Source organism: Streptomyces sp. SPB162 (assembly GCF_029504575.1).
In the GTDB taxonomy this organism is placed as follows: domain Bacteria; phylum Actinomycetota; class Actinomycetes; order Streptomycetales; family Streptomycetaceae; genus Actinacidiphila.
On record NZ_JAQFII010000001.1, the window covers coordinates 1,796,940 to 1,818,765 of the forward strand.

The 21,826-nt window shown below is 71.8% G+C and carries 23 protein-coding genes; 11 read left to right on the top strand and 12 right to left on the bottom strand.

All coding sequences use genetic code 11. The features are described from left to right. Positions 1-113: 113 nt before the first annotated feature. Positions 114-1,058, bottom strand: a complete 945-nt coding sequence (locus M2266_RS08345; RefSeq protein ID WP_277437588.1) for a lytic polysaccharide monooxygenase — start codon at positions 1,056-1,058, stop codon at positions 114-116. Between the two features lie 247 nt (positions 1,059-1,305). Between M2266_RS08345 and M2266_RS08350 the strand changes: the two genes are divergently transcribed. Genes M2266_RS08350 through M2266_RS08360 form a run of 3 tightly spaced genes read left to right on the top strand, consistent with a single transcriptional unit; the run spans position 1,306 to position 4,806 of the window. After that, the gene (locus M2266_RS08350; RefSeq protein ID WP_277437589.1) at positions 1,306-2,829 is read left to right on the top strand and encodes a TldD/PmbA family protein; all 1,524 of its coding nucleotides are present in this window, start codon (positions 1,306-1,308) and stop codon (positions 2,827-2,829) included. Beyond that, positions 2,826-4,220 carry a metallopeptidase TldD-related protein gene (locus M2266_RS08355; RefSeq protein WP_277437590.1) on the top strand — a complete coding sequence of 465 codons (1,395 nt, stop codon included), beginning with the start codon at positions 2,826-2,828 and terminating at the stop codon, positions 4,218-4,220. Before M2266_RS08350 ends, M2266_RS08355 begins: the two co-directional genes overlap by 4 nt. A gap of 34 nt (positions 4,221-4,254) precedes the next feature. Then, positions 4,255-4,806 (top strand): RNA 2'-phosphotransferase, encoded by a 552-nt coding sequence (locus M2266_RS08360; protein ID WP_277437591.1) that lies wholly within the window; start codon positions 4,255-4,257, stop codon positions 4,804-4,806. Positions 4,807-4,827: 21 nt separating this feature from the next. Here M2266_RS08360 and M2266_RS08365 read toward each other — a convergent pair whose 3' ends face one another. Then, on the bottom strand, positions 4,828-5,100 hold the full coding sequence (locus M2266_RS08365; protein ID WP_277437592.1) for a GlsB/YeaQ/YmgE family stress response membrane protein: 273 nt from the start codon (positions 5,098-5,100) through the stop codon (positions 4,828-4,830). A 235-nt stretch (positions 5,101-5,335) separates the two neighbouring features. On the opposite strand from M2266_RS08365, the gene M2266_RS08370 reads away from it, so the two are divergent. Both M2266_RS08370 and M2266_RS08375 read left to right on the top strand, forming a co-directional pair. Continuing rightward, positions 5,336-5,701, top strand: coding sequence for a DUF3099 domain-containing protein (locus tag M2266_RS08370; RefSeq protein WP_277437593.1), 366 nt, complete (start codon positions 5,336-5,338; stop codon positions 5,699-5,701). Positions 5,702-5,880: 179 nt separating this feature from the next. After that, positions 5,881-6,144 carry a hypothetical protein gene (locus M2266_RS08375; protein ID WP_277437594.1) on the top strand — a complete coding sequence of 88 codons (264 nt, stop codon included), beginning with the start codon at positions 5,881-5,883 and terminating at the stop codon, positions 6,142-6,144. Between the two features lie 263 nt (positions 6,145-6,407). Here the strand turns inward: M2266_RS08375 and moaA are convergent, their stop codons facing one another. From moaA to M2266_RS08390, 3 genes are all read right to left on the bottom strand, one after another. Further along, positions 6,408-7,397, bottom strand: coding sequence for a GTP 3',8-cyclase MoaA (gene moaA / locus M2266_RS08380; RefSeq protein ID WP_277441108.1), 990 nt, complete (start codon positions 7,395-7,397; stop codon positions 6,408-6,410). Positions 7,398-7,610: 213 nt separating this feature from the next. Then, complete coding sequence (locus tag M2266_RS08385; protein WP_277437595.1) at positions 7,611-9,239, bottom strand: cation acetate symporter; 1,629 nt, start codon at positions 9,237-9,239, stop codon at positions 7,611-7,613. Continuing rightward, entirely contained in the window at positions 9,236-9,649 is a 414-nt protein-coding gene (locus M2266_RS08390) for a DUF485 domain-containing protein (RefSeq protein ID WP_277437596.1), read from the bottom strand. Before M2266_RS08390 ends, M2266_RS08385 begins: the two co-directional genes overlap by 4 nt. Positions 9,650-9,811: 162 nt before the next feature. Here M2266_RS08390 and M2266_RS08395 point away from each other — a divergent pair, with 162 nt between their 5' ends. After that, positions 9,812-10,003 (top strand): hypothetical protein, encoded by a 192-nt coding sequence (locus M2266_RS08395; protein WP_277437597.1) that lies wholly within the window; start codon positions 9,812-9,814, stop codon positions 10,001-10,003. A 153-nt stretch (positions 10,004-10,156) separates the two neighbouring features. Further along, entirely contained in the window at positions 10,157-11,686 is a 1,530-nt protein-coding gene (locus tag M2266_RS08400) for a S8 family serine peptidase (protein ID WP_277437598.1), read from the top strand. A 78-nt stretch (positions 11,687-11,764) separates the two neighbouring features. Here the strand turns inward: M2266_RS08400 and M2266_RS08405 are convergent, their stop codons facing one another. The 7 genes from M2266_RS08405 to M2266_RS08435 all read right to left on the bottom strand — a co-directional run bounded on the left by M2266_RS08405 (position 11,765) and on the right by M2266_RS08435 (position 18,825). Further along, positions 11,765-12,808 carry a zinc-dependent alcohol dehydrogenase family protein gene (locus tag M2266_RS08405; RefSeq protein ID WP_277437599.1) on the bottom strand — a complete coding sequence of 348 codons (1,044 nt, stop codon included), beginning with the start codon at positions 12,806-12,808 and terminating at the stop codon, positions 11,765-11,767. Between the two features lie 16 nt (positions 12,809-12,824). Beyond that, a complete protein-coding gene (locus tag M2266_RS08410; RefSeq protein ID WP_277437600.1) occupies positions 12,825-13,511 on the bottom strand; it encodes a lysoplasmalogenase in 687 nt (228 codons plus the stop codon). Continuing rightward, complete coding sequence (locus M2266_RS08415; protein WP_277437601.1) at positions 13,508-14,395, bottom strand: sterol desaturase family protein; 888 nt, start codon at positions 14,393-14,395, stop codon at positions 13,508-13,510. The genes M2266_RS08410 and M2266_RS08415 overlap by 4 nt, the downstream gene beginning before the upstream one ends. Before the next feature lie 188 nt (positions 14,396-14,583). Beyond that, positions 14,584-15,843, bottom strand: a complete 1,260-nt coding sequence (locus tag M2266_RS08420) for an amidohydrolase family protein (protein WP_277437602.1) — start codon at positions 15,841-15,843, stop codon at positions 14,584-14,586. Beyond that, positions 15,840-17,126, bottom strand: coding sequence for an amidohydrolase family protein (locus M2266_RS08425; protein WP_277437603.1), 1,287 nt, complete (start codon positions 17,124-17,126; stop codon positions 15,840-15,842). Before M2266_RS08425 ends, M2266_RS08420 begins: the two co-directional genes overlap by 4 nt. A gap of 20 nt (positions 17,127-17,146) precedes the next feature. After that, positions 17,147-18,031, bottom strand: coding sequence for an SDR family NAD(P)-dependent oxidoreductase (locus tag M2266_RS08430; protein WP_277437604.1), 885 nt, complete (start codon positions 18,029-18,031; stop codon positions 17,147-17,149). Continuing rightward, the gene (locus M2266_RS08435) at positions 18,031-18,825 is read right to left on the bottom strand and encodes an acetoacetate decarboxylase family protein (protein WP_277437605.1); all 795 of its coding nucleotides are present in this window, start codon (positions 18,823-18,825) and stop codon (positions 18,031-18,033) included. Before M2266_RS08435 ends, M2266_RS08430 begins: the two co-directional genes overlap by 1 nt. Positions 18,826-18,954: 129 nt before the next feature. Here M2266_RS08435 and M2266_RS08440 point away from each other — a divergent pair, with 129 nt between their 5' ends. The 4 genes from M2266_RS08440 to M2266_RS08455 all read left to right on the top strand — a co-directional run bounded on the left by M2266_RS08440 (position 18,955) and on the right by M2266_RS08455 (position 21,779). Then, complete coding sequence (locus tag M2266_RS08440) at positions 18,955-19,572, top strand: TetR/AcrR family transcriptional regulator (RefSeq protein ID WP_277437606.1); 618 nt, start codon at positions 18,955-18,957, stop codon at positions 19,570-19,572. A 25-nt stretch (positions 19,573-19,597) separates the two neighbouring features. After that, on the top strand, positions 19,598-20,608 hold the full coding sequence (locus M2266_RS08445; RefSeq protein ID WP_277437607.1) for a DEDDh family exonuclease: 1,011 nt from the start codon (positions 19,598-19,600) through the stop codon (positions 20,606-20,608). Positions 20,609-20,679: 71 nt separating this feature from the next. Beyond that, positions 20,680-20,931, top strand: coding sequence for a hypothetical protein (locus M2266_RS08450; protein ID WP_277437608.1), 252 nt, complete (start codon positions 20,680-20,682; stop codon positions 20,929-20,931). Between the two features lie 56 nt (positions 20,932-20,987). After that, on the top strand, positions 20,988-21,779 hold the full coding sequence (locus M2266_RS08455; protein WP_277437609.1) for an SURF1 family protein: 792 nt from the start codon (positions 20,988-20,990) through the stop codon (positions 21,777-21,779). The last annotated feature ends 47 nt before the right edge of the window (positions 21,780-21,826 follow it).

The window sequence follows — 21,826 nt, forward strand, 5'->3', positions numbered from 1 at the left end:
TTTCCCATAGTTGTGGCTATCACCACGAAACTATCGGTCCGGGTGGAGATCCGGGGAACCGGCCCCGACAGGGGCATCAGGCTGTCCCTGTCGGGTCCCTACAGTCGACCTTGCTACGCCTGGGTGCGCGACGCCGTCCGGCGCCGGCCGCGCAGGATCATGCCGACGGCTCCGGCGGCGAGGACGGCGCTGCCGCCGAGTGCCGTCCTCAGGGTGCCGGCGGCCCGGCCGCTCGCCGCCGTGTTCTGCGCGACGAGCGAGGTGTCCCCGCCGTGGCCGTGGTGGCTGACGGTCGACCGGCTCGTCCCGGCGGCGATCTGCTGTTCGCTGGGCGCCGCCGGGGCCGCGGCGGCGGTGCCCGCGGTTCCCGTGCCGCCCTGTCCGAAGACGACATCGGAGCAGCCGTAGAACGCCTCGGGGCTGTCGGTGCGCTGCCAGACCTGGTAGATCAGGTGGCGGCCGGAGCGGCTGGGCAGGTTCGCGGTGAAGTTGTAGGAGCCGCCCGTCACGGTGGAGCTGGTGGTGTAAGTGGCGATCGGGGTGGTGTCCAGGTCCGACCACTTGAGCGGCTTCGTCGGGTCGTAGCCGGCCTTGGTGATGTAGAGGGTCATGACGCCGCGGTGGGGCGCGGTGACCCGGAAGGCGATGGCGCGGGAGCCGGCGGTGACGGAGGTGGCCGGCCAGTCGGTACGGGCCATGTCGAGGGCCTTGTACTTGTCGCGGTTGGCCGAGCACAGCTTGCCGTCGGGGATGATGTCCCGGCTGTGGCCGTCGGCGTTGGCGATGTTGACCTCGTTCCAGTCGTACAGCGGCTGCGTGCCGCTCATGGCGACCAGGTCCTTGCAGACCTGCGACTGGGGGTGCTCGGGGCCTTCGGCGTAGCAGGCGGATATCCGGCTGACGGGGCTGCTGAGGGCGCCGTGCGCGCTCGCGGACGCCGGAGTGAGCGCGACGAGCGCCAGCGCCGCGGCGCCGGCGGCACCGATCACCGCGGCACGGCGGACGGCGGGCAGCCGGGGCGGGGGCACGCGGAGGGCCGGAAGGTGGGGGGTTGGCATGGGGGGGCTCCTTGTCGTGCTGTTTCTCAGGACTGCGCGGACAAAGGCGTGGGGGACCAGCAGCCCTGAGCATAGGATTGGTCTGGACCAACGACAAGAGGCGTGCCACTGCCGGGTTCTGACGGATCATCATCGCTGGGGCGGACGCGCCGGAGATACCGTGGCCCCCGGGCTGTCCGAGCGGCATGATTCACTGCGGAGACCTGTCGAAGCAGACCTGTCGAATTGGGCGAAGGGGGAGGCCGCTGTGCCTCACGAGGTCGATCAGTCATTCCTGGCGCTGCCACTGCGGGCGCTGGCCGACGCGGCACTCGCCCGCGCCAGGGCGCTCGGAGCGGAGCACGCGGACTTCCGCTTCGAACGCATCCGCAGCGCCACGCACCGGCTCCGGGACGCCCGGCCGTCCGGCACCACGGACACCACCGACACCGGGTACGCGGTCCGGGTCGTGCACGGCGGCGCCTGGGGCTTCGCGTCCGGCGTCGATCTGACGATGGACGCGGCCGCGCGCGTCGCCGGCCAGGCGGTCGCCATGGCGCGGCTGTCGGCGAAGGTGATCGCCGCCGCGGGATCCGACGAGCGGGTCGAGCTGGCGGACGAGCCGGTGCACGCGGAGAAGGTGTGGGTCTCCGCGTACGGGACCAACCCCTTCGACGTCCCGGACGCGGAGAAGACGGCGCTGCTCGCCGAGTGGAGTGGCCGGCTGCTCGCCGCCAAGGGCGTCGCGCACGCGGACGCGTCCCTGATGACCGTCCAGGAGAACAAGTTCTACGCGGACTCCGCGGGCACCAGCACCACGCAGCAACGGGTGCGGCTGCACCCGCAGCTCACCGCGGTCGCGGTCGACCCCGCCAGCGGTGACTTCGACTCCATGCGCACCCTGGCCCCGCCGGTCGGCCGCGGCTGGGAGTACCTGACGGGCACCGGCTGGGACTGGGACGCCGAACTCGCGGAGATCCCGGAACTGCTGGCGGAGAAGATGCTGGCGCCGACCGTCGAGGCCGGTTCGTACGACGTCGTCGTGGACCCGTCCAACCTGTGGCTGACGATCCACGAGTCGATCGGCCACGCCACCGAGCTGGACCGGGCGCTGGGCTACGAGGCGGCCTACGCAGGCACCTCCTTCGCGACCTTCGACCAGCTGGGCACGTTGAAGTACGGCTCCGCGCTGATGAACGTCACCGGCGACCGCACCGCGGAGCACGGCCTCGCGACCATCGGCTACGACGACGAGGGCGTCGCCGGGCAGACCTGGGACCTGGTGAAGGACGGCACCCTGGTCGGGTACCAGCTGGACCGCCGGATCGCGAAGCTCACCGGCTTCGAACGGTCCAACGGCTGCGCGTTCGCCGACTCCGCCGGCCATGTGCCGGTGCAGCGGATGGCCAACGTGTCGCTCCAGCCGGCGCCGGACGGACCGTCGACGCAGGAGCTGATCGGCGGTGTCGAGCGCGGCATCTACATCGTCGGCGACCGCTCGTGGTCGATCGACATGCAGCGCTACAACTTCCAGTTCACCGGCCAGCGGTTCTTCCGGATCGAGAACGGCCGGCTCGCGGGCCAGCTCAAGGACGTCGCCTACCAGGCCACGACCACCGACTTCTGGGGCTCGATGGAAGCCGTCGGCGGCCCGCAGACGTACGTGCTCGGCGGCGCCTTCAACTGCGGCAAGGCCCAGCCGGGGCAGGTCGCGGCGGTCAGCCACGGCTGCCCGTCCGCGTTGTTCCGCGGTGTCAACATCCTGAACACGACCCAGGAGGCCGGCCGATGAGCCCCCGCAGCACCGCTCCGCACGAGATCGTCGAGCGCGCCCTGGCGCTGTCCCGCGCCGATGGCTGCGTCGTCATCGCGGACGAGGAGTCCAGCGCCAACCTGCGCTGGGCGGGCAACGCCCTGACCACCAACGGCGTCACCCGCGGCCGCACGCTCACCGTCATCGCGACCGTGAACGGCGCGCAGGGCGCCGCCTCCGGCGTGGTGTCCCGCTCCGCGGTGTCCGCCGACGACCTGGAGCCGCTGGTCCGGGCCGCCGAGGAGGCGGCCCGCGCGGCGGGTCCCGCCGAGGACGCGCAGCCGCTCGTCGAGGGCCGCGCGCACTCCGCCGGCTTCACCGAGCCGCCCGCCGAGACCTCCTCCGAGGTCTTCGGCTCGTTCGCCCCCGCGCTGGGCGAGTCCTTCGCGACCGCGCGGGCCGGCGGCCGGCAGCTGTACGGGTTCGCCTTCCACTCGGTGACCTCCAGCTACCTCGGCAGCTCCACGGGCCTGCGGCTGCGGCACGACCAGCCGACCGGCACGATGGAGCTCAACGCCAAGTCGCCGGACCGTTCCCGCTCCGCCTGGGCCGGAGCCTCGACCCGGGACTTCAAGGACGTCGACCCCGCGGCGCTCGACGCGGAGCTCGCCCAGCGGCTCGTCTGGGCCGAGCGGCGCGTCGAACTGCCCGCCGGCCGGTACGAGACGCTGCTGCCGCCGTCAGCCGTCGCCGACCTGGCGATCTACCAGCTGTGGTCGTCCGGCGCCCGGGACGCGGCCGAGGGCCGCACCGTGTTCAGCAAGCCCGGCGGGGGCACCCGGGTCGGCGAGAAGCTCTCCGAGCTGCCGCTGACGCTGCGCAGCGACCCCTCGGCGCCCGGTCTGGAGTCGGCCCCGTTCGTCATCGCGCACGCGTCGGGCGACGAGTCCTCGGTGTTCGACAACGGCCTGCCGGTCGGCCCGGTGGACTGGATCCGCGACGGGGTGCTCACCCGGCTGCCCACCACCCGGCACAGCGCGGACCTCACCGGTCTGCCGGTGACCCCGGCCGCCGACAACCTGATCCTGGACGGCGGCGGCACGAAGTCGCTGGAGGAGATGGTGGCGGCCACCGAGCGCGGGCTGCTGCTGACCTGTCTGTGGTACATCCGCGAGGTCGATCCGGCGACGCTGCTGCTCACCGGCCTCACCCGGGACGGCGTGTACCTGGTCGAGAACGGCGAGGTGACGGGCGCGGTGAACAACTTCCGGTTCAACGAGTCGCCGGTGGACCTGCTCGGCCGCGTCGCCGAGACGGGCCGCACCGAGCGGACGCTGCCGCGCGAGTGGAGCGACTACTTCACCCGGGCGGCGGCGCCCGCGATGCGGATCCCGGACTTCAACATGAGTTCGGTCAGCCAGGGAGTCTGACCGGCCCCTGCCGGGGCCCGCGAGGAGGATGACGGTGGACGAGAAGCGGACGGTCAAGGTCTCGAAGTTCCTGGCCCTGGTGCTGCGGCACGATCCGGGAGCGGTCGGGCTGGCCCTCGACGAGGGCGGCTGGGTGGCGGTGGACGAGCTGATCGCCGCCTGCGACCGGACCGGCCGCCGCTTCTCGCGCGCCGAACTGGACCACGTCGTCGCGACCAACAACAAGAAGCGGTACGAGTACGCGCCGGACGGCCGGCGGATCCGGGCCACCCAGGGGCACTCGGTCCCGGTGGACCTCGGGCTGGCGGCCGCGGCGCCGCCCGACGTGCTGTTCCACGGAACCGCGACGACGACCCTGCCGCTGATCCTGCGGGACGGGCTGCTGCCGATGTCCCGGCAGGACGTCCACCTCTCGGCGGACGTGGAGACGGCCGCGCGCGTGGGGGCGCGGCACGGCCGTCCCGTGGTGCTGGAAGTGGACGCCGCCCGGCTGGCCGCGGAGGGCCACGTGTTCCGGGTCAGTGCCAACGGAGTGTGGCTGACCGACCGGGTTCCGGCCGAGCGGTTGCGGCAGCGGCAGGTCTGAGGAGAGGCCGGACCGCCGGCGTCAGGCCGTCCTCTTGCCCCTGATCGCCGCCCACAGTCCGTCGCCCACGGCGACCACCGCGATGGCTCCGAGCAACTGCAGCAGGTGTCGGGTCCAGTCGATTCCGCTGGTGTTGTTGACGCCGATCCAGGTCGCCACGGCATTGCCCAGGACGCTGCCGAGCATGCCGAAGATCACGGTCAGCCACAGCGGGATGGCCTGCTTGCCGGGCAGGATCGCTTTCGCGATCAGACCCAGAACCAGACCGACGATGATCGCCCACAACCAACTCATGTCACACGCCTCCTCGCGTTCAAGTGACATTGCACTCGTGACGCCAGTCTGGTCCGAGGTGGGCTACGCCGCATGTCGGGGGCGTCCGTACGCTGTACGGCGGGGTGCGCACGCCATCCGCGGGGCGGCCCCGGTCTCGAATGCGGCGGACTCGCGGCGTACCGTGGGTAAGGCCCGGGGCAGGTCCCCGCAACGGAATTCGGTACGGCCCGAGAGGCCGAGCGGACGGTGGAATGTGATGCGGAAGCACAGTGACGGTGAGGTCTTCCGGATCACCGGAGCCCGCACCGGTCTGACGCAGGACGTACAGGGCCGGCAGCGCCGCTATGTCATCTCGATGCTGGTCCGTACCGCGTCGGTCATCGCGACCGTGACCTTGTGGAACGTGCAGCGGCCGCTGGCCTGGGTCGCGCTGGTGCTGGGCGCTCTGCTGCCCTATGTCGCGGTGGTCATCGCCAACGCGGGACGGGAGAACGCGCCCTCGCTGCCGTCCTCCTTCGTCCCGCCGCCGACCCGGCCGATGCTGGAGCAGGCCGTCGTGGAGGGCCGCGTGGTGCCGGGAACGGAATCCCAGGAGGGCCCGTACAGCGGTCGGAACTGAGCCACCCACGGCCGGATTAACCTCAAGAAAAGCTCAGATCAATCATGGGGTTCCCCTCCTCGACCGGGGTGCATGCGTGACATACTTCGTACGCGCTCCGCATCCCCCGTCGGAGCGACGGACCGACGCCGGGCGGCTCCCCCCGTGGCTGCCCGGCGTCGCCATGTTTACTGGCGGCTATGAACGACGTGTCGCCGATCTGCTCGGCCAAGGGCTGCCGCACCACCGCCGCGTGGGTGCTGGCGTGGAACAACCCCAAACTGCACACCCCGGACCGCCGCAAGACCTGGCTCGCCTGTGACGAGCACCGGGAGCACCTGTCGCGGTTCCTGGATCTGCGGGGGTTCCTGAAGGACGTCGTGCCGTTCGGGCAGTGGCAGGAGCCGGAAGACCCCGCGGCGACACCGAATCCGGCGGCTCCGGAGGCTCCTGAGGCGTCCTGATAGCGGACGCAAGCACGCCCCGGACCCCTGCCCCTCGGAGGCCTGACGGGCCTCCCGGAGCGCTAGGCCGTGTCTGACACATCCCGCCTGGCCCGGGACGCCTGGCACGCGCGCTCTCCCCCAGCTACCGCTGAGAGGGGCCCCCAGTTGTCGGGCCGCCCCGGTACGTCCGGTACAGGGGCGACCCTCCGCCGTGCGATCACACGCACCAGACGCCCCGGGCCCCGCCCTCCGGGCGGACACCGGTATGTGTCCGACACGGCCTAGCCGCCGATCGCCGACATCGGGCGGTCGGGCTGCAGGAACGACGGGTCATCGAGCCCGGAGCCGGCCTTCTTGCCCCACATCGCGGTCTTCCACAGCGCGGCGATCTCCGCGTCGGTGGCACCGGAGCGCAGCGGGGCGCGCAGGTCGGACTCGGTGCGGGCGAAGAGGCAGTCGCGGACCTGGCCGTCGGCGGTGAGCCGGGTGCGGTCGCAGGCGCGGCAGAAGGGGCGGGTCACGGAGGCGATGACGCCGACCCGGGCCGGGCCGCCGTCCACCAGCCACCGCTCGGCGGGGGCGGAGCCGCGGGCCCCGTTGGGCTCGGGGGTGAGCGTGAAGCGGGTCCCGAGACTCTCCAGGATCTCTTCCGCGGTCACCATGTCGCCGCGCTGCCAGCCGTGCTGGGCGTCCAGCGGCATCTGCTCGATGAAGCGCAGTTCGTACGCGTTCTCGACGGCCCAGGCGAGCAGCTCCGGGGCCTCGTCGTCGTTGACCCCGCGCATCAGCACCGCGTTGACCTTGACCGGGGCCAGGCCGGCGGCGCGGGCCGCCTCGAGCCCGGCGATGACGTCATGGTGGCGCTTGCGCCGGGTCATGGCCTGGAAGACGTCGGGGCGCAGGGTGTCGAGGGAGACGTTGACCCGGTTCAGACCGGCGTCGCGCAGGGCGGCCGCGGTGCGACCCAGGCCGATGCCGTTGGTGGTCAGGGAGATGCGGGGGCGGGGTTCGAGGGCCGCGACGCGTTCGATGATGCCGACCAGGCCCGGGCGGAGCAGCGGCTCACCGCCGGTGAAGCGGACATCTTTGACGCCGAGGTCGGTGACGCCGATCCGCACCATCCGGACGATCTCGTCGTCGGTGAGCAGCTCGGGCTTGGCCAGCCACTGCAGGCCCTCTTCGGGCATGCAGTACGTGCAGCGCAAATTGCACCGGTCGGTGAGCGAGACCCGCAGATCGGTGGCCACGCGTCCATAGGTGTCGATCAGCACGCGTTCCGCCTCCCTCGCGGGCACCAGGTGCACCCGCCCTTCCAGCTTATGACCACGGCGGCCCATCGCGTATCGCCGCAGCGTACGCGATGGGCCGCCAAATGCAACAGTTTGTTGAAACAGGGGTGGAGGGGTGGATCGGTGCGCTCCGGGTCGGTGCGCACCGGGTCAGTGCGTCCCGGGTCAGTGCGCTCCGGGTCAGTGCGCCCCGGGTCAGTGCGCTCCGGCGCCGGTCATGGAGCGGACCTCCAGTTCCTTGTACTTCTCGAGGTCCGGTTCCTCCTTGGACAGGACCGTGCCCAGCCAGCCGAGCAGGAAGCCGAGCGGGATGGAGACGATGCCCGGGTTGGACAGCGGGAACCAGTGGAAGTCGCTGCCGGTGAAGAGCGAGTCCTGGGCGCCGGAGACGACCGGCGAGAAGATCACCAGGACGACCGAGGAGACCAGGCCGCCGTAGATCGACCAGGTCGCTCCCGAGGTGGTGAACTTCTTCCAGTACAGGCTATAGAGGATGGTCGGGAGGTTGGCGGAGGCGGCGACCGCGAAGGCGAGCGCCACCAGGGCAGCCGCGTTGAGCTTGGTGGCATACATGCCGAGCCCGATGGAAACCGCGCCGATCGCGACCGCGGCGATCTTGGCGGTGACGACCTCGTTCTTCTCGCTGACCTTGCCCTTGCGGATGACGTTCGCCCACAGGTCGTGCGCGAACGAGGCCGACGAGGCGAGGGTGAGGCCCGCCACGACGGCGAGGATGGTGGCGAAGGCCACCGCGGAGATCACCGCGAGCAGGATCGCGCCGCCGGTCGTGCCGGGGCCGCCGCCGACGTACTCGGCGAGCAGCGGCGCCGCGGTGTTGCCGGACTTGTCGCTCGCCTTGATCTTGGCGGCGCCGACCAGGGCCGCCGCGCCGAAGCCGAGGGCGATGGTCATCAGATAGAAGCCGCCGATGATGCCGATCGCCCAGTTCACGGACTTGCGGGCGACCTTCGCCGTGGGCACGGTGTAGAAGCGGACCAGGATGTGCGGAAGCCCGGCGGTGCCCAGGACGAGGGCCAGGCCCAGCGAGATGAAGTTGATCTTGCTGGTGCTGTCGACGCCGTACTTGAGGCCGGGCTCCAGGAACTTGTGCCCGTGACCGCTCTTCTCCGCCGCGGCGCCCAGCAGCGTGGACGGGTTCCAGTGGAACTTGTTGAGCACCAGGATGGTGATCAGCAGGGTGCCGAGGATCAGCATCACGGCCTTGATGATCTGCACCCAGGTGGTGCCCTTCATGCCGCCGATCGTCACGTACAGCACCATGACGATGCCGACCAGCGCCACGATCAGCCGCTTCGGCCCCTCACCGGTGACACCGAGCAGCAGCGAGACCAGAGCGCCCGCGCCGACCATCTGGGCCAGCAGGTAGAAGATCGACACGATGATGGTCGAGGTGCCGGCGGCGGTGCGCACCGGGCGCTGGCGCAGCCGGTAGGCGAGCACGTCGGCCATGGTGAAGCGGCCGGAGTTGCGGAGCGGTTCCGCGACCAGCAGCAGGGCGACCAGCCAGGCGACCAGGAAGCCGATCGAGTAGAGGAACCCGTCGTAGCCGACGAGCGCGATGGCGCCGGCGATCCCCAGGAACGAGGCGGCTGACATGTAGTCGCCGGAGATCGCCAGCCCGTTCTGGAAGCCGGTGAAGCCGCGGCCGCCCGCGTAGAAGTCGGTGGCGTCCTTCGTCTGGCGGCCGGCCCAGACGGTGATGCCGAGGGTGATGGCGACGAACACGGAGAACAGGGTGATGATCAGGGTGCGGTGCTCGGACGCCGCCGCCTCGGCCGCCAGGTTGATCGTGCCGGTGGTCATGAGCGGTCCTCCAACGTAGCGCCGTTCTCCAGGCGCGCCTTGAGGGCCGCGGCCCCCGGGTCGAGCCGGGCGTTCGCGTACCGGGCGTATATCCACGCGATGAGGAACGTGGTGAGGAACTGCGCGAGGCCGAAGACGAACGCCACGTTGATGTTGCCGACGACCTTGGTCGCCATGAACCCGCCCGCGTAGCTCGACAGGAGCACGTACAGCAGGTACCAGGTGATGAAGGCGATGGTGACCGGGAACGCGAACACCCGGTAGGAGTGCCGCAGTTCGGCGAATTCCGGACTCGCCTCCACCGCGGAGTACGAAGCGGGGGTCGGGGGACCCGGGGTGGCGGACGGTGGTGCGGGATCCACGGTGCCTCCATGAGTGATCTGCGTCACGTCGATGATCGGAAACCGCATGCTAGAGGTGTGGCGGCAGGTGTTCAACAGGTCCAGGGGCAAAACTGCCGCCATCCGGGCCGGGGCCGACACCGGGGCCGGGGCGCTTCGTTGTACAGAGCGCCCAGCACCGTCGCCGAGCGGCCCCGACGCGGCCGAGACGTCAGCCCGAGGACAGCGCCCGTGAACACCCAGCCGAGTTCCCCGCCACCGGGTCCGCGCCGACTGCCGTACGGGGCCGTCCGGTTGCCCGTTCCGGTGGCCGCGGCTCCCCAGCCGGCCGGCCGCGCGGCGCCCGGGCGGTGGTACGGACCGCGGGTCGCCATACCGCTGTTGAGCATCGAGGCGCTGCGTTCCGGCCACGGCGGCGGATGACACGCCTCCGGATTGAACGGGAATCGTAGGAATCCGGGATTTCGACCGCAATCCATTGATGGCGCCACCGGTACGACGATAGTTTCCATCGTCATGTACCCGTCCAACGGCAACCGGGCCGTCAGGGCGGGTTGTTGGACGATTGGAGACCCCATGGTTCCTCTTCACAGACGGTCCGGACGGCGCCGCGTGCTCGCGGCGACCGTCGGGATGGCGCTGGCGGCAGCGGTCGCCGTACTGCCGGGCGCCGCTTCGGCGGCCGCGGCGGAGAGCACGGCGGCGGCCGACGGCCCACTGCTGTCGTACGTCGTCAACACCAAGGTGGACCACGGCACCATCAAGAGCGTCGAACGTGCGGTGGCCCGCGCCGGGGGCCAGGTCGTCATCTCGTACGACAAGATTGGCGTCATCGTCGTCCACTCGGCGAACCCGGGGTTCGCCGCCGAGATACGCAAGGCCCACGGGGTGCAGACCGCGGGCGCCACCCGTACCGCGGCCATCGCCCCCGCCTCGACCACCGAACTGGGTGCTCCGGAGCGGCTCACCGCGGCCCAGGTCGCCGCGGCCACCGCGAAGGCCGGCCCCGCGCAGGAGCCGCTGGAGGCGAACCAGTGGGACCTGGTGGCCATCAAGGCCGACCAGGCAGCGAAGGTCAACCCGGGCAGCCGCAAGGTCACGGTCGGTGTCATCGACACCGGCATCGACGACACGCACCCGGACCTCGCCGCGAACTTCTCCGCCTCGCAGTCCGCGAACTGCGTGGGCGGCGTGGCCGACACGACCCCGGGCGCCTGGCGCCCGTACGACCCGGCCAGCGACTACCACGGCACGCATGTGGCGGGCGAGATCGCCGCCGCGCGCAACGGCGTCGGGGTGGCCGGTGTCGCCCCCAACGTCAAGGTCGCGGCCATCAAGGTCAGTGACCCCGTCACCAGCCTGTTCTACCCGGAGAGCGTGGTCTGCGCGTTCGTCTTCGCGGCCGACCACGGCATCTCCGTGACGAACAACAGCTATTACATCGACCCGTGGCTGTACAACTGCCTCGCCGACCCCGACCAGCGGGCGATCGTCGACGCCGTCAACCGCGCGTCGAAGTACTCCGAGCGCAAGGGCGTTCTGAACGTCGCGTCGGCCGGCAACTCCAACGACGACCTGGACTCGGCCGCGCTCACCGACGCGTCCAGCCCGGACGACGGCACCCCGGTCACGCGCACCGTCGACCCGCACCAGTGCTTCGACATCCCGACCCAGCTGCCCGGCGTCGTCACCGTCGCCGCGACCGGCGTGCAGAACCTCAAGTCGTACTACTCCAGCTACGGCCGGGGCGTCATCGACGTCGCCGCCCCCGGTGGAGACAAATACCAGATCCCCGGCACTCCGGACGCGAACGGCCGGATCCTGTCCACCCTGCCCGGCAACACGTATGGATATCTGCAGGGCACCTCGATGGCCAGCCCGCACGTGGCCGCCGTCGCCGCGCTCATCAAGAGCAAGCACCCGCACGCCACACCCGAGCAGATCCAGTGGATCCTCAAGGCCGAGGCCGACAACCCCGGCTGCCCGACGGGCCTGTACGACCCGGACGGCAACGGAGTGCAGGACGCCACCTGCACCGGCCCGAAGCGGGTGAACAGCTTCTACGGGTACGGCATCGTCGACGCCCTGGACGCCGTCACCAAGTAGCCGTCACCGGGTAACGGTCACCGAGGACGCCGGGCGGGCCCTGATCGAAGGGCGCGCCCGGCGTTCGTCCGTCCGCCGTCAGAACCTGACGATCGTCTTCAGTGCGGTGCGCTGGTCCATCGCCTTGTACCCGCCGGGGACGCCGTCCAGGTCGACCGCGAGGTCGAAGACCGGAGACGGGTCGACGGCGCCGGACAGGACATCGGGGAGCAGCTCCGGGATGTAGCTGCGGACCGGGGCCACGCCGCCGCGCAGGGCGATGTTGCGGTTGAACATCTCGCCGAGGTCCAGGCCGGTCCCGCTGCCGTGCGGGACGCCGACGTAGCCGATGGCGCCGCCGTCGCGGGTGATGCCCACCGCGGTGCGCATGGACTGCTCGGTGCCGACCGCCTCGATGACGGCGTGCGCGCCCTGCCCGCGGGTCAGCTCCCGGACCGCCGCGACGGCGGCCTCGCCGCGCTCGGCGACGACGTCGGTGGCGCCGAACGCGCGGGCCAGGTCGGTGCGCGCCTCGTGCCGGCCGAGCGCGATGATCCGCTCCGCGCCCAGCCGCCGGGCGGCGAGCACCCCGCACAGGCCGACCGCGCCGTCACCGACGACGGCCACCGTCGTGCCGGGGCCGACACCGGCGCCGACGGCGGCGTGGTGGCCGGTGCCCAGGACGTCGGACAGGGCGAGCAGCCCGGAGAGCAGCCGGTCGTCGGAGAGCGCCTCGGCGGGCAGCTTGACCAGGGTGGCGTCGGCGAACGGCACCCGGACGGCCTCGCCCTGCCCCCCGTCGGAGCCGACCGAGCCCCAGAAGCCGCCGTGCACGCAGGAGGTCGTCAGCCCCTCGACGCAGTACTCGCACACCCCGTCGGACCACATGAAGGGGGCGACGACCAGGTCGCCCGCCCTCAGCCCCGACACCTCGGAGCCGGTCTCCTCGACGACGCCGAGGAATTCGTGGCCGATGCGCTGCCCCGGCTCGCGGGCGGCCTCGCCGCGGTACGCCCACAGGTCGCTGCCGCAGATACAGGCGCGGACCACCCGGACGACCGCGTCACCGGGCTGCCGGACCGCCGCGTCGGGTACGTCCTCCACCCTGATGTCGAACGGGGCGTGGATGACGGTGGCGCGCATGGGGTGTCCTCGGTGCTCAGCTCAATGGGGTGACTTCACGGTACGCCTGGGGGCCGGGTGCCGCGCGCCGCGGGTCCGGGCAGGTCAGGGCACCGGCCAGCAGGTACTGGGCGGCGAGGTAGGTGAGCATGATCCAGAAGTCGTGGGCCGGGAGCAGCGGCCAGTCGGCGATGCCGGCGGCGATGAGCGTGTCGGAGAGCAGGAACAGCGCGCCCCCGGCCGCCGCTCGCGCACCGAGCCCGGCGGCCCCGGTGGCCATCGCGGTCAGCAGCAGGCTGTAGCCCGCGACCGGGATCCGCATCGACGCTTCCAAGCCGCCCCACAGCAGCGTGATCATCACCAGCCACACCACGGTGTACCCGGCGGCGCGCCGCAGCGCATTCCGGCGGTCGGCGAAGGCGCCGTGCCGGACGAAGAGCACCAGGTAGCAGACGTGTCCGGCGGCGAAGGAGCCCATGCCGGCCAGAAACGCCAGGTCCCCGCCGATCTGCAGGGCGACATCGCCGCCCCAGCCGAACAGCAGCGCGGCGATCAGCGGCCGCGGACCGCCGCGGGCCGCCGCCCAGCCGGCCAGGACGGGCAGCAGGGCGGGCTTGGTGAGCTGCCGCCCCAGGTCCCAGCCCGCGAGGGTCGCGGCCAGGTGGGCGGCGCCGACGACGGCGAACGCGACGAGCAGCGCCCGCTCCGTACGGGCACGGCTCACGCGGCCCGCTCCCCGGCGGCCGGGACCGCGGAGACGGGCGCGGGTGCGGGCACCGGGGCCGGCTGCCAGCCGGGGCCGCGCAGCACATGGCCGAAGCGGGCCCGCCAGGTACCGGCGGCGGCCACGTCGCGGGCGATGGCCGCGTACTCGTGGGTGGCCACGCGCAGCGGGTTGTACGTGTCGATGTTCTTGGTGAGGCCGAACACCGGCCGCTCGGTCTCGGGCGCGAACGAGCCGAAGAGCCGGTCCCAGACGATGAGGATGCCGCCGAAGTTGCGGTCCAGGTAGCCGCCCTGGGAGGCGTGGTGCACCCGGTGGTGCGAGGGGGTGTTGAGCACGTACTCGAAGGGCCGGGGCAGCTTGTCGACCCGCTCGGTGTGCACGAAGAACTGGTAGACGAGATTGGCCGACGAGCAGAAGGCCAGCGCCGCCGGGTGCACCCCGCAGGCGATCAGCGGCACGTAGAACGGCCAGACGGTGAGGGTGGTCCAGGGCTGGCGCAGCGCGGTGGAGAGGTTGAAGTTGCGGCTGGAGTGGTGGACCACGTGGCAGGCCCACAGCAGCCGGATCATGTGGTGCCCGCGGTGCGACCAGTAGTAGAAGAAGTCCTGGCCGAGCAGCATCAGCGGGAGCGTCCACCACAGCACCGGGATGCGCAGCGGGGTGAGTTCGTAGACCGCCGCGTACACGGCGACGATGGGGATCTTCCACAGCAGGTCGAAGACCAGGCTGCCGAGGCCCATCGTGATACTGGTGGCGGCGTCCTTGCCGACGTATCCCGCGGCGTCCTCGTCGGGATGGATGCGGTAGCTCACCATCTCCAGGACGGTGAGCAGGACGAAGGCCGGTATCGACCACAGCACGACATCGGGCAGTTGCGGCATGCACGCACGATAGGGGCGCTCGGGCGCCCACCGCTAGGGGTTGTTACCGACAAGTACGCAGAGTGTTACGGCGCCCGTTACGGTCCCCGGCGCCCGGGGGCCGCCGGAGCCCCGGAGCCGCGGCGGGGCGGCCCGCCGGGATACGGGGTGATCCACCCCCGTACCCCCGCCGCCCGGCCGGGCCCTCCTCACCACACGCGGACCGAACCTCCCGGTGCGAACGCCGGGCTGGTCGCGTCGGCGGGCACCTCCTCCAGCGGTTCGGCGAGCTCCGCCACCGTGGGGCCGGACTTCGCGGCGACCGCGTCCAGCAGCCCGAGGTCGAAACCGTAGACGCGGGCCGCGTTGCCGCCCACCATCGCGGCCACCTCCTCGGCCGGCAGCCCGGCGAACGCGATCCGCAGGCCCTCCCGGGTGTACGGGTACGTGCCCTCGTCATGCGGGTAGTCGCTGCCCCACATGATCTTCTCCAGGCCGATCCGGTCGCGCAGCGGCACCTCGTGGGGACGCATGAAGCTCGCGCCGACGAAGCAGTTGTCCCGCCAGACGGCCCGCGGGCCCTTGCCCATCGAATCCGCCAGTCCGGTACCGAACTTGGCCTCGGCGGTGGCCGCCCGGGTCGCGGCGCTGACCAGCCGCCCGTGGTAGTACTCCAGCATGTCGAGCACGGCCGGGATCCACCCCGAGCCCTGCTCGGTGAGGACCAGCCGCAGCCCGGGATGGCGTTGGAACGCCCCGCCGAAAATCAGGTGCCACAGTGCCCGGTGCGAGAACCACGTCGTCTCGACCATGAAGACCGCGCGCGCCGCCGGTTCGTCGCCCAGCGGCGGGGACGCCGAGCCCCCGTGGTGGTTGACCGGCACGTCCAGTTCGTCGCAGACCGCCCAGAGCGGGTCGTACACGCCCGAGTACAGCTCGGGGACGCCGGAACCCGGTGGCGCTCCCGGCAGCAGGATGCCGCCGGTCAGCCCGTGCTCCCTGGCCCACCGCACCTCGCGGACCGCCGCGTCCACGTCGTTGAGGAGGATCTGCGCGACGCCCGCGCGCCGGCCGGGGGCCCGCGCGCAGAAGTCGGCGAGCCAGCGGTTGTGGGCCCGCAGCCCGGCCCAGCGCAGCGCGAACTCCTCCTTCGTCGGCGCGGGGGCCAGCAGCGAGCCGCTGGGGAAGAACGGCGGCACGGTGTTGGGGAAGACGACCTCGGCGACGATGCCGTCCGCCTCCAGCTCCGCGAGCCGGCGGTCGGAGTCCCAGTTGCGCGGCGCCTCGGGCGCGATCAGGTCCTCGTACGGGTTGACGTAGGTGGCCGCCCACGCGTCGAACTCCTCGTGGTGGGCGCTCTCCAGGTACGGCCGGTAGTCGAGCAGGTCGGCGCCGGCGTGGCAGTCCGCCGAGATCACCGTGCAGCGGTCGTCGGGTCCGGGGCCGGGGCCGGGGTCAGGGGCCGTCATGTGCCCGCCTCCATCCCGACGTACGGGAAGTCGTGGCCGGTCAGCCAGTGCCGTCCCGTCTCGCGGGCACGCGCCCAGGACGCCTCGACGGCCTGCTGGTCGTCCGGCTGGCCCAGCTCCGCCGGGGTCGGGCCGATGCGGGCGGCGATCGGCGCCAGTTTCCCGGTGTCGAAGCCGAAGACCTCGGCGGCGGCCAGCCCCAGCATCTGCCGGGTCTCGGTCACCGGGATGTCGTGGAAGGTGTTCCGCAGCCACTCCCGGGTCGCGGGCCAGGTTCCCTCCGGGTGCGGGAAGTCGCTGCCCCACAGGATGTTGCCGACCCCGATCTCGTAGCGCTGGGCGAGCTCGCGCCGCTTGGTGTTGGTCGCGCAGATGAAGACCTGGCGGTCCAGGTACTCGCTCGGCGGCCGCTTCAGTTCCGCGAACGGCGAGAGCTTCTTGCCGCCGTGCGCGCCGAGGTAGAGCCGGTCCATGAACCACAGCTGGTTCGGCAGCCACCAGCAGCCGGACTCGGCGATCCCGAACCTGAGCCCGGGGAAGCGCTCGAAGACCCCGGCCCACAGCAGGAACCACAGCGGCCGGGACGGCCAGAACGTCACCTCGCTGACGTAGATGCCCAGGTGGTCCCCGTACTCGTGGTGCGGGGCCGACCCGGAGTGGGTCACGATCGGCATCTCCAGCTCCTGCGCCACCGCCCATACCGGGTCGTAACGGGCGTCGTGGTAAGCCGCTTTGTCGACCCACCGGGCGGGGATCATCAGGGCGCCCAGACCGGACGCCTTCGCCCGGCGCACCTCGGCCACCACCGCGTCGACCTCGCCGGTGATGGGCAGCAGCGCCACCCCGCAGCGGCGCTCGGGGCTGCGTTCGGCGCAGAACTCCGCCAGCCAGCGGTTGTGCGCCTGCGCGCCCGCCATCCCCAGCGCGGGGTCCTGGTCGCCGGAGAGCCCGAGGCCCACCCCGAAGGGCGCGGCGGTCTGGCTGTCGACGGCGTCGGCGTCCGGGAAGACGACCTCGGCCGCCACCCCGTCGCCGTCGAGCTCCTTGTCACGCTGCGCGCTGTCCCAGCCGCCGCGCAACCCCTCCTCGTTCTCGCTGAACCACTTCCGCGCGAACGCCTCGTTGCGCACCCCGAGCCGCGTCATCGCCTCGCGGCGCGCCTGGCGCTGCCCGAGGAACTCGTCGAAGTCCGGGTGGAACCTGCTGTCGAGGTACGGCCGGTACTGCTCCGTCGGCAGGCCCGCGTGGCAGTCCGAGGAGATGATCAGGTACGGATCCGTCATGGTGTCTCCTGTCCCCTCGTTCAGTCGAGGATGAAGTTCTCCAGGTAGCCCGGGTCGGCCCGGTCGAGCATCGACTGCGAGCGCGCCCTGATCTGGGCGTCGCTGCGCTCGCTGTCCGGCAGCATCCAGAAGCGGCCCGCGCGGATGCCGTCCACCACGAAGGCGGCGACCTCCTCCACGGGGGTGAACGCCACCTCGTGCCCGGCCTCCTTCATCGCGGCCTCCCACTGGTCGAGGCTGCGGTAGGGGGTGCGGCGGGGCGCGGACTTGGCGTACCGCTCGGGGCGGTTGCGGTGCGACTCCCACAGGCCGGTGCGGAGCATGTGGGGGCCGGGGAAGAGCACGGAGGCCCCGACGGCCGCGCGCTCGGCCTTGAGATGGGCGTACAACGACTCCGTCATCGTCACCACGGCGGCCTTGGTGACGGCGTACACCGACGCGGTCGGCAGCGGGGCGATCCCGCCGTCGCCCGACGAGGTGTTGACGACGTGTCCCGGCTCACCGGCCGCGAGCATCCGGGGCAGGAACGCCTGGATGCCGTGGAAGACGCCCCAGACGTTGACCGAGAACGCCCACTGCCAGTCCTTGGGGTCGTGCTCCCACATCCGGCCCTCGGCCCCCGAGCCGACCCCGGCGTTGTTGCACAGCACGTGGACGGCGCCGAAGGCCCCGTACGCGGCCTCGGCGAGCGCGTCGACGGACGCCCGCTCGCTCACGTCGGTGAGCTGCCCGACGGCCTCCGCGCCGCCCTCCCGCAACCGGGCGACGGCCTTGTCGAGGGCGCCCTCCTCCACGTCGGCGAGGACCACCCGCAGCCCTTCCGCGGCGAACCGTTCCGCCATGGCGTACCCGATGCCGCTCGCCGCGCCGGTCACCACGGCCGTCTGTCCGGCCCGCAGCTCCATCAGGCCTCCCGGTGGGGCGCGTCGAGGAGCTGCTGGACGTCGTCGTAGCGCTGGTGGATGTAGGGCAGCAGCGCCTGCGCGCTGACCCGTTCGACGACCTGGCCGGACTGGTCGCTGGTCTTCTCGCCGATCGTGATCCCGACGAGCCGGCGCACCACGAGGTCGGCGACCGGGTCGTAGGCGGACTCGCGGAGCACCACGCTGCCGGTCACCGCCTCCAGCTTGCGCACCCGTTCGCGCCGGGTGCAGCGCACGAGCACCGGGTCGCCGTCGAAGCCCTGGCCGTCCACGGCCGGGAGGAACTTGAAGTAGAAGTCGGTCTTCTCGGTGACCTCCGGCAGCGGCAGCGCGCCGCTGACGGCGCCGGCGACCTCGACGAACGCGATGCCGTGCCGGGCGAGTTTGGCCATCACGACGTCACCGACCCGCTCCACGGCGACCTCGCCGAGCTTCTTCGGTTCGCCGAAGACCTCCCGGCCGCCGATCAGCGCCCGTTCGGTCGTCATGGGCATCACCAGCGGATACCAGCCTTCGACACCGTCGTGCTGTGCGGAGACCGCGACCGAGCCGGCGCCCAGCGGGTGCCCGAACAGGTCGACACGGCTGATGTTCACCCGCACCAGGGGCCGTTCCCCCGGCTTGAGCGGCGGCGGCAGGACCTGCGCCACCACGTCCGGGTCGGTCTCCCAGACCGCCACCACCCCGGTGGACCAGATGTCGGGGAGCTTGCCGCCGACGGCCTTCGCCGCCCGCATCTCCGCTGCGCTGCGCGGGCCGTACCGTACTCGCGTCATGTCGTGCCGCCCTTCGTTCATGCCAGTCACACGGGTGTGTCATGAGAGATTCGGGACGAGCTCTGTAACACAGTTACACCGACGCGCTCGAAGGGTAAATAGGCGTGCACGGTCCACAATGGGAGCACCATGCCGCGCACCGCCCTGACCCGCGACGACGTACTCGACGCCGCTGCCGTGCTCGTCCGGCGGCTCGGTCCCGAGGCGTTGACCATGCGCAAGCTCGCGGCGGAACTGGGCACCGCGGTCACCTCGATCTACTGGCACGTGGGCAACCGTGAATCGCTGCTCGACGAGCTGGTGGCCCGCACCGTGCGGGAGATGGGCGCCATCGCGCCCGCCGGCCGCGGCCCGCTCGACCGGGTGCTGTCCATCGCGCGCGCCCAGCGCCGGATGCTGCGCGACCGCCCGCACCTGATCGCCATGGTGCACGAACGCGGCCTGACCGAGCTGATGTTCCTCCCCGCCCAGCAGGCCCTGATCCGCGAGCTGCACGACGCGGGGCTGCGCGGGGGGCGGGCCGCGGAGGCGCTGCGCGCCATCGAGTTCCACGTCATCGGCTTCGTCCTGGTCGAACGCAACCGCGAGCGTTCCCCCGCCCAAAGCCCTGCGGAACAGGACTTGTGGGACAGCGCCGCGGCCGGCCACGACCCGGCGCTCGCCCGCGCGCTGGCCGCCCCGCCCGACCCCGAACGCCTCTTCACCACCACGACGCGCGCCCTGGTCGGCTCCCTGCTGCGTGGCTGAGTGTCAGCGACGCCCCCTATTCTCAATGACCATGCTGGACAACCGCACCGAGCCGACCGCCTCCCCGTCCCCGTGGCCCGCCGCGTACCCGGACGGATATGCCGTGGTCGACGTCGAGACCACCGGTCTCGGCCGCGACGACCGGATAGTGTCCGCCGCCGTCTACCGGCTGGACTCCCGGGGCGAGGTCCAGGACCACTGGTACTCGCCGGTCAACCCGTTGCGCGATCCCGGCCCGGTGTGGATCCACGGACTGACCAGCGCGATGCTCGCGGACGCCCCGCTCTTCCCGGAGATCGCCGCCGAACTGGCCGAGCGGCTGGCCGGCCGGGTCCTCGTGGCGCACAACGCGGTCTTCGACTGGTCCATGCTGGCCCGCGAGTACGCGCGGGCGAAGTCCACCGCCCCGGTCGAGCAGCGGCTGTGCACGATCGTGCTCGCCAAGGAGCTCCGGCTGCCGCTGGCCAACCACAAGCTGGAGTCGCTCGCCGCGCACTACGGCGTCATCCAGCAGCGCGCCCACCACGCCCTGGACGACGCGCGGGTGCTCGCCGAGGCGTTCCGCCCCAGCCTGCACCTGGCGGCCGCCACCGGCCTGCCGCTGCCGCTGCACACCTGCCGGGCGCTGACCGAATGGGTCGAGGGCGGCGTCCCGGCGGCCCGCCCGGCGCCGGCCGGCGGCTCGTACGGCTCCTACCGCCCCGGCAGCTGGCGCCCCGCGCGCAAGCGGCCGTCCTGCCCGTACCCCAACCCGGGCCGGCTGGCGGCCGACGGTCCGCTCATGCAGGGGATGCGGGTGGCGTTCTCCGGTGACACCGGGATCGACCGCGAGCTGCTGGAGGACCGGGCGACCGACGCGGGGCTGCACGTCGCGTCCAGTGTCAGCCGGCTCACCAGCGTGCTCGTCACCAACGACCCGGACTCCTCCACTGGCAAGACCGTCAAGGCGCGCGCCTTCGGCACCCCCGTCATCGACGAGCGGCGCTTCGCGGAACTCCTCAAGGCGGTGACGCCCGCGCCGGGGGTACACGGCTGATCGAGTGGCGCGGCCGCGACGCGCCCGGCCGCGTGTTGCCCGCCGCCTCCCTGCGGCGCAATCTGTGCCCCATGGCCCGTTGTGAAGTGTGCGGAAACGACTACGTCATGAGCTTCGAGGTGCACGCCCAGGGGGCGGTGCACGTCTTCGACAGCTTCGAGTGCGCCATCCACCGCATGGCGCCCATCTGTGAGCACTGCCGGGTGCAGATCGTCGGCCACGGCGTCGAGGCCGACGGCCAGTGGTACTGCAGTGCGCACTGCGCCAAGGCGGAGGGCGCGCACGGCGTAGTCGACCGTGTCGGCTCCGCCCCGATCTCCTGATCCGTCCCCATCGACCCGCTATCGGCAGGCATCCCGCGACCGAGTACCGTCGTGGGGTGTACCGCTTTCTGCTGTCCCGCCAGTGGGTGATCCTCACGCTGCTCGGCCTGGTCATGATCCCCACGATGGTCAAGCTGGGCTACTGGCAGCTGCACCGCCACCAGCACCGGGTGGCCAACAACCACCTGATCAGCCAGAACGTCAAGGCCGCCGCCGTCCCTGTGGAGGAGCTGGCAGCGCCGGGCAGGACCGTGCCCCGCAAGGACCTGTACCGCGCGGTCAGCGCGACCGGCCGCTACGACCCCGCGCACGAGCTCGTCGCCCGCCAGCGCACCGCGGCCGACGGGCAGAAGAACGGGTATCACGTCATCACCCCGCTCGTGCTGGACGACGGCAGGGCGGTCCTGGTCGACCGGGGGTGGATCGACGCCGACGGCGGGCTCACCACGCTGCCGAGGATCCCGGCCGCCGCGTCCGGCGAGATCACCGTCACCGGGCGGCTGCGCCCCGACGAGACGAGTTCGAGCACCGGCATCAGGAACAAGAGCGGTCTGCCGGACCGCATGATCATGCTCATCAACTCCGCCGACCTGGCGAAATCCGACCCCCGGCCGCTGCTCGGCGGCTATCTGGAGCTGGCCACCACCTCCCCCAAGCCCTCAGGACCCCAGCCGGAACTGATCCCCGAGCCGGACGACTCCAGCATCGGCCCGCACATGGCGTACGCGATCCAGTGGTGGCTGTTCTCGGCGATGATCCCGGTCGGCTGGGTCATTCTGGTGCGCCGCGAGCGCAAGGAGCGCGACTCCGGGCAGGAGTCCCCGAAAGGCGTTCCGGTCGCGGTGTGAACCCGTCCCCGGCACGCTACGACCAGCAGTGTGTACGAAAGGCGGCC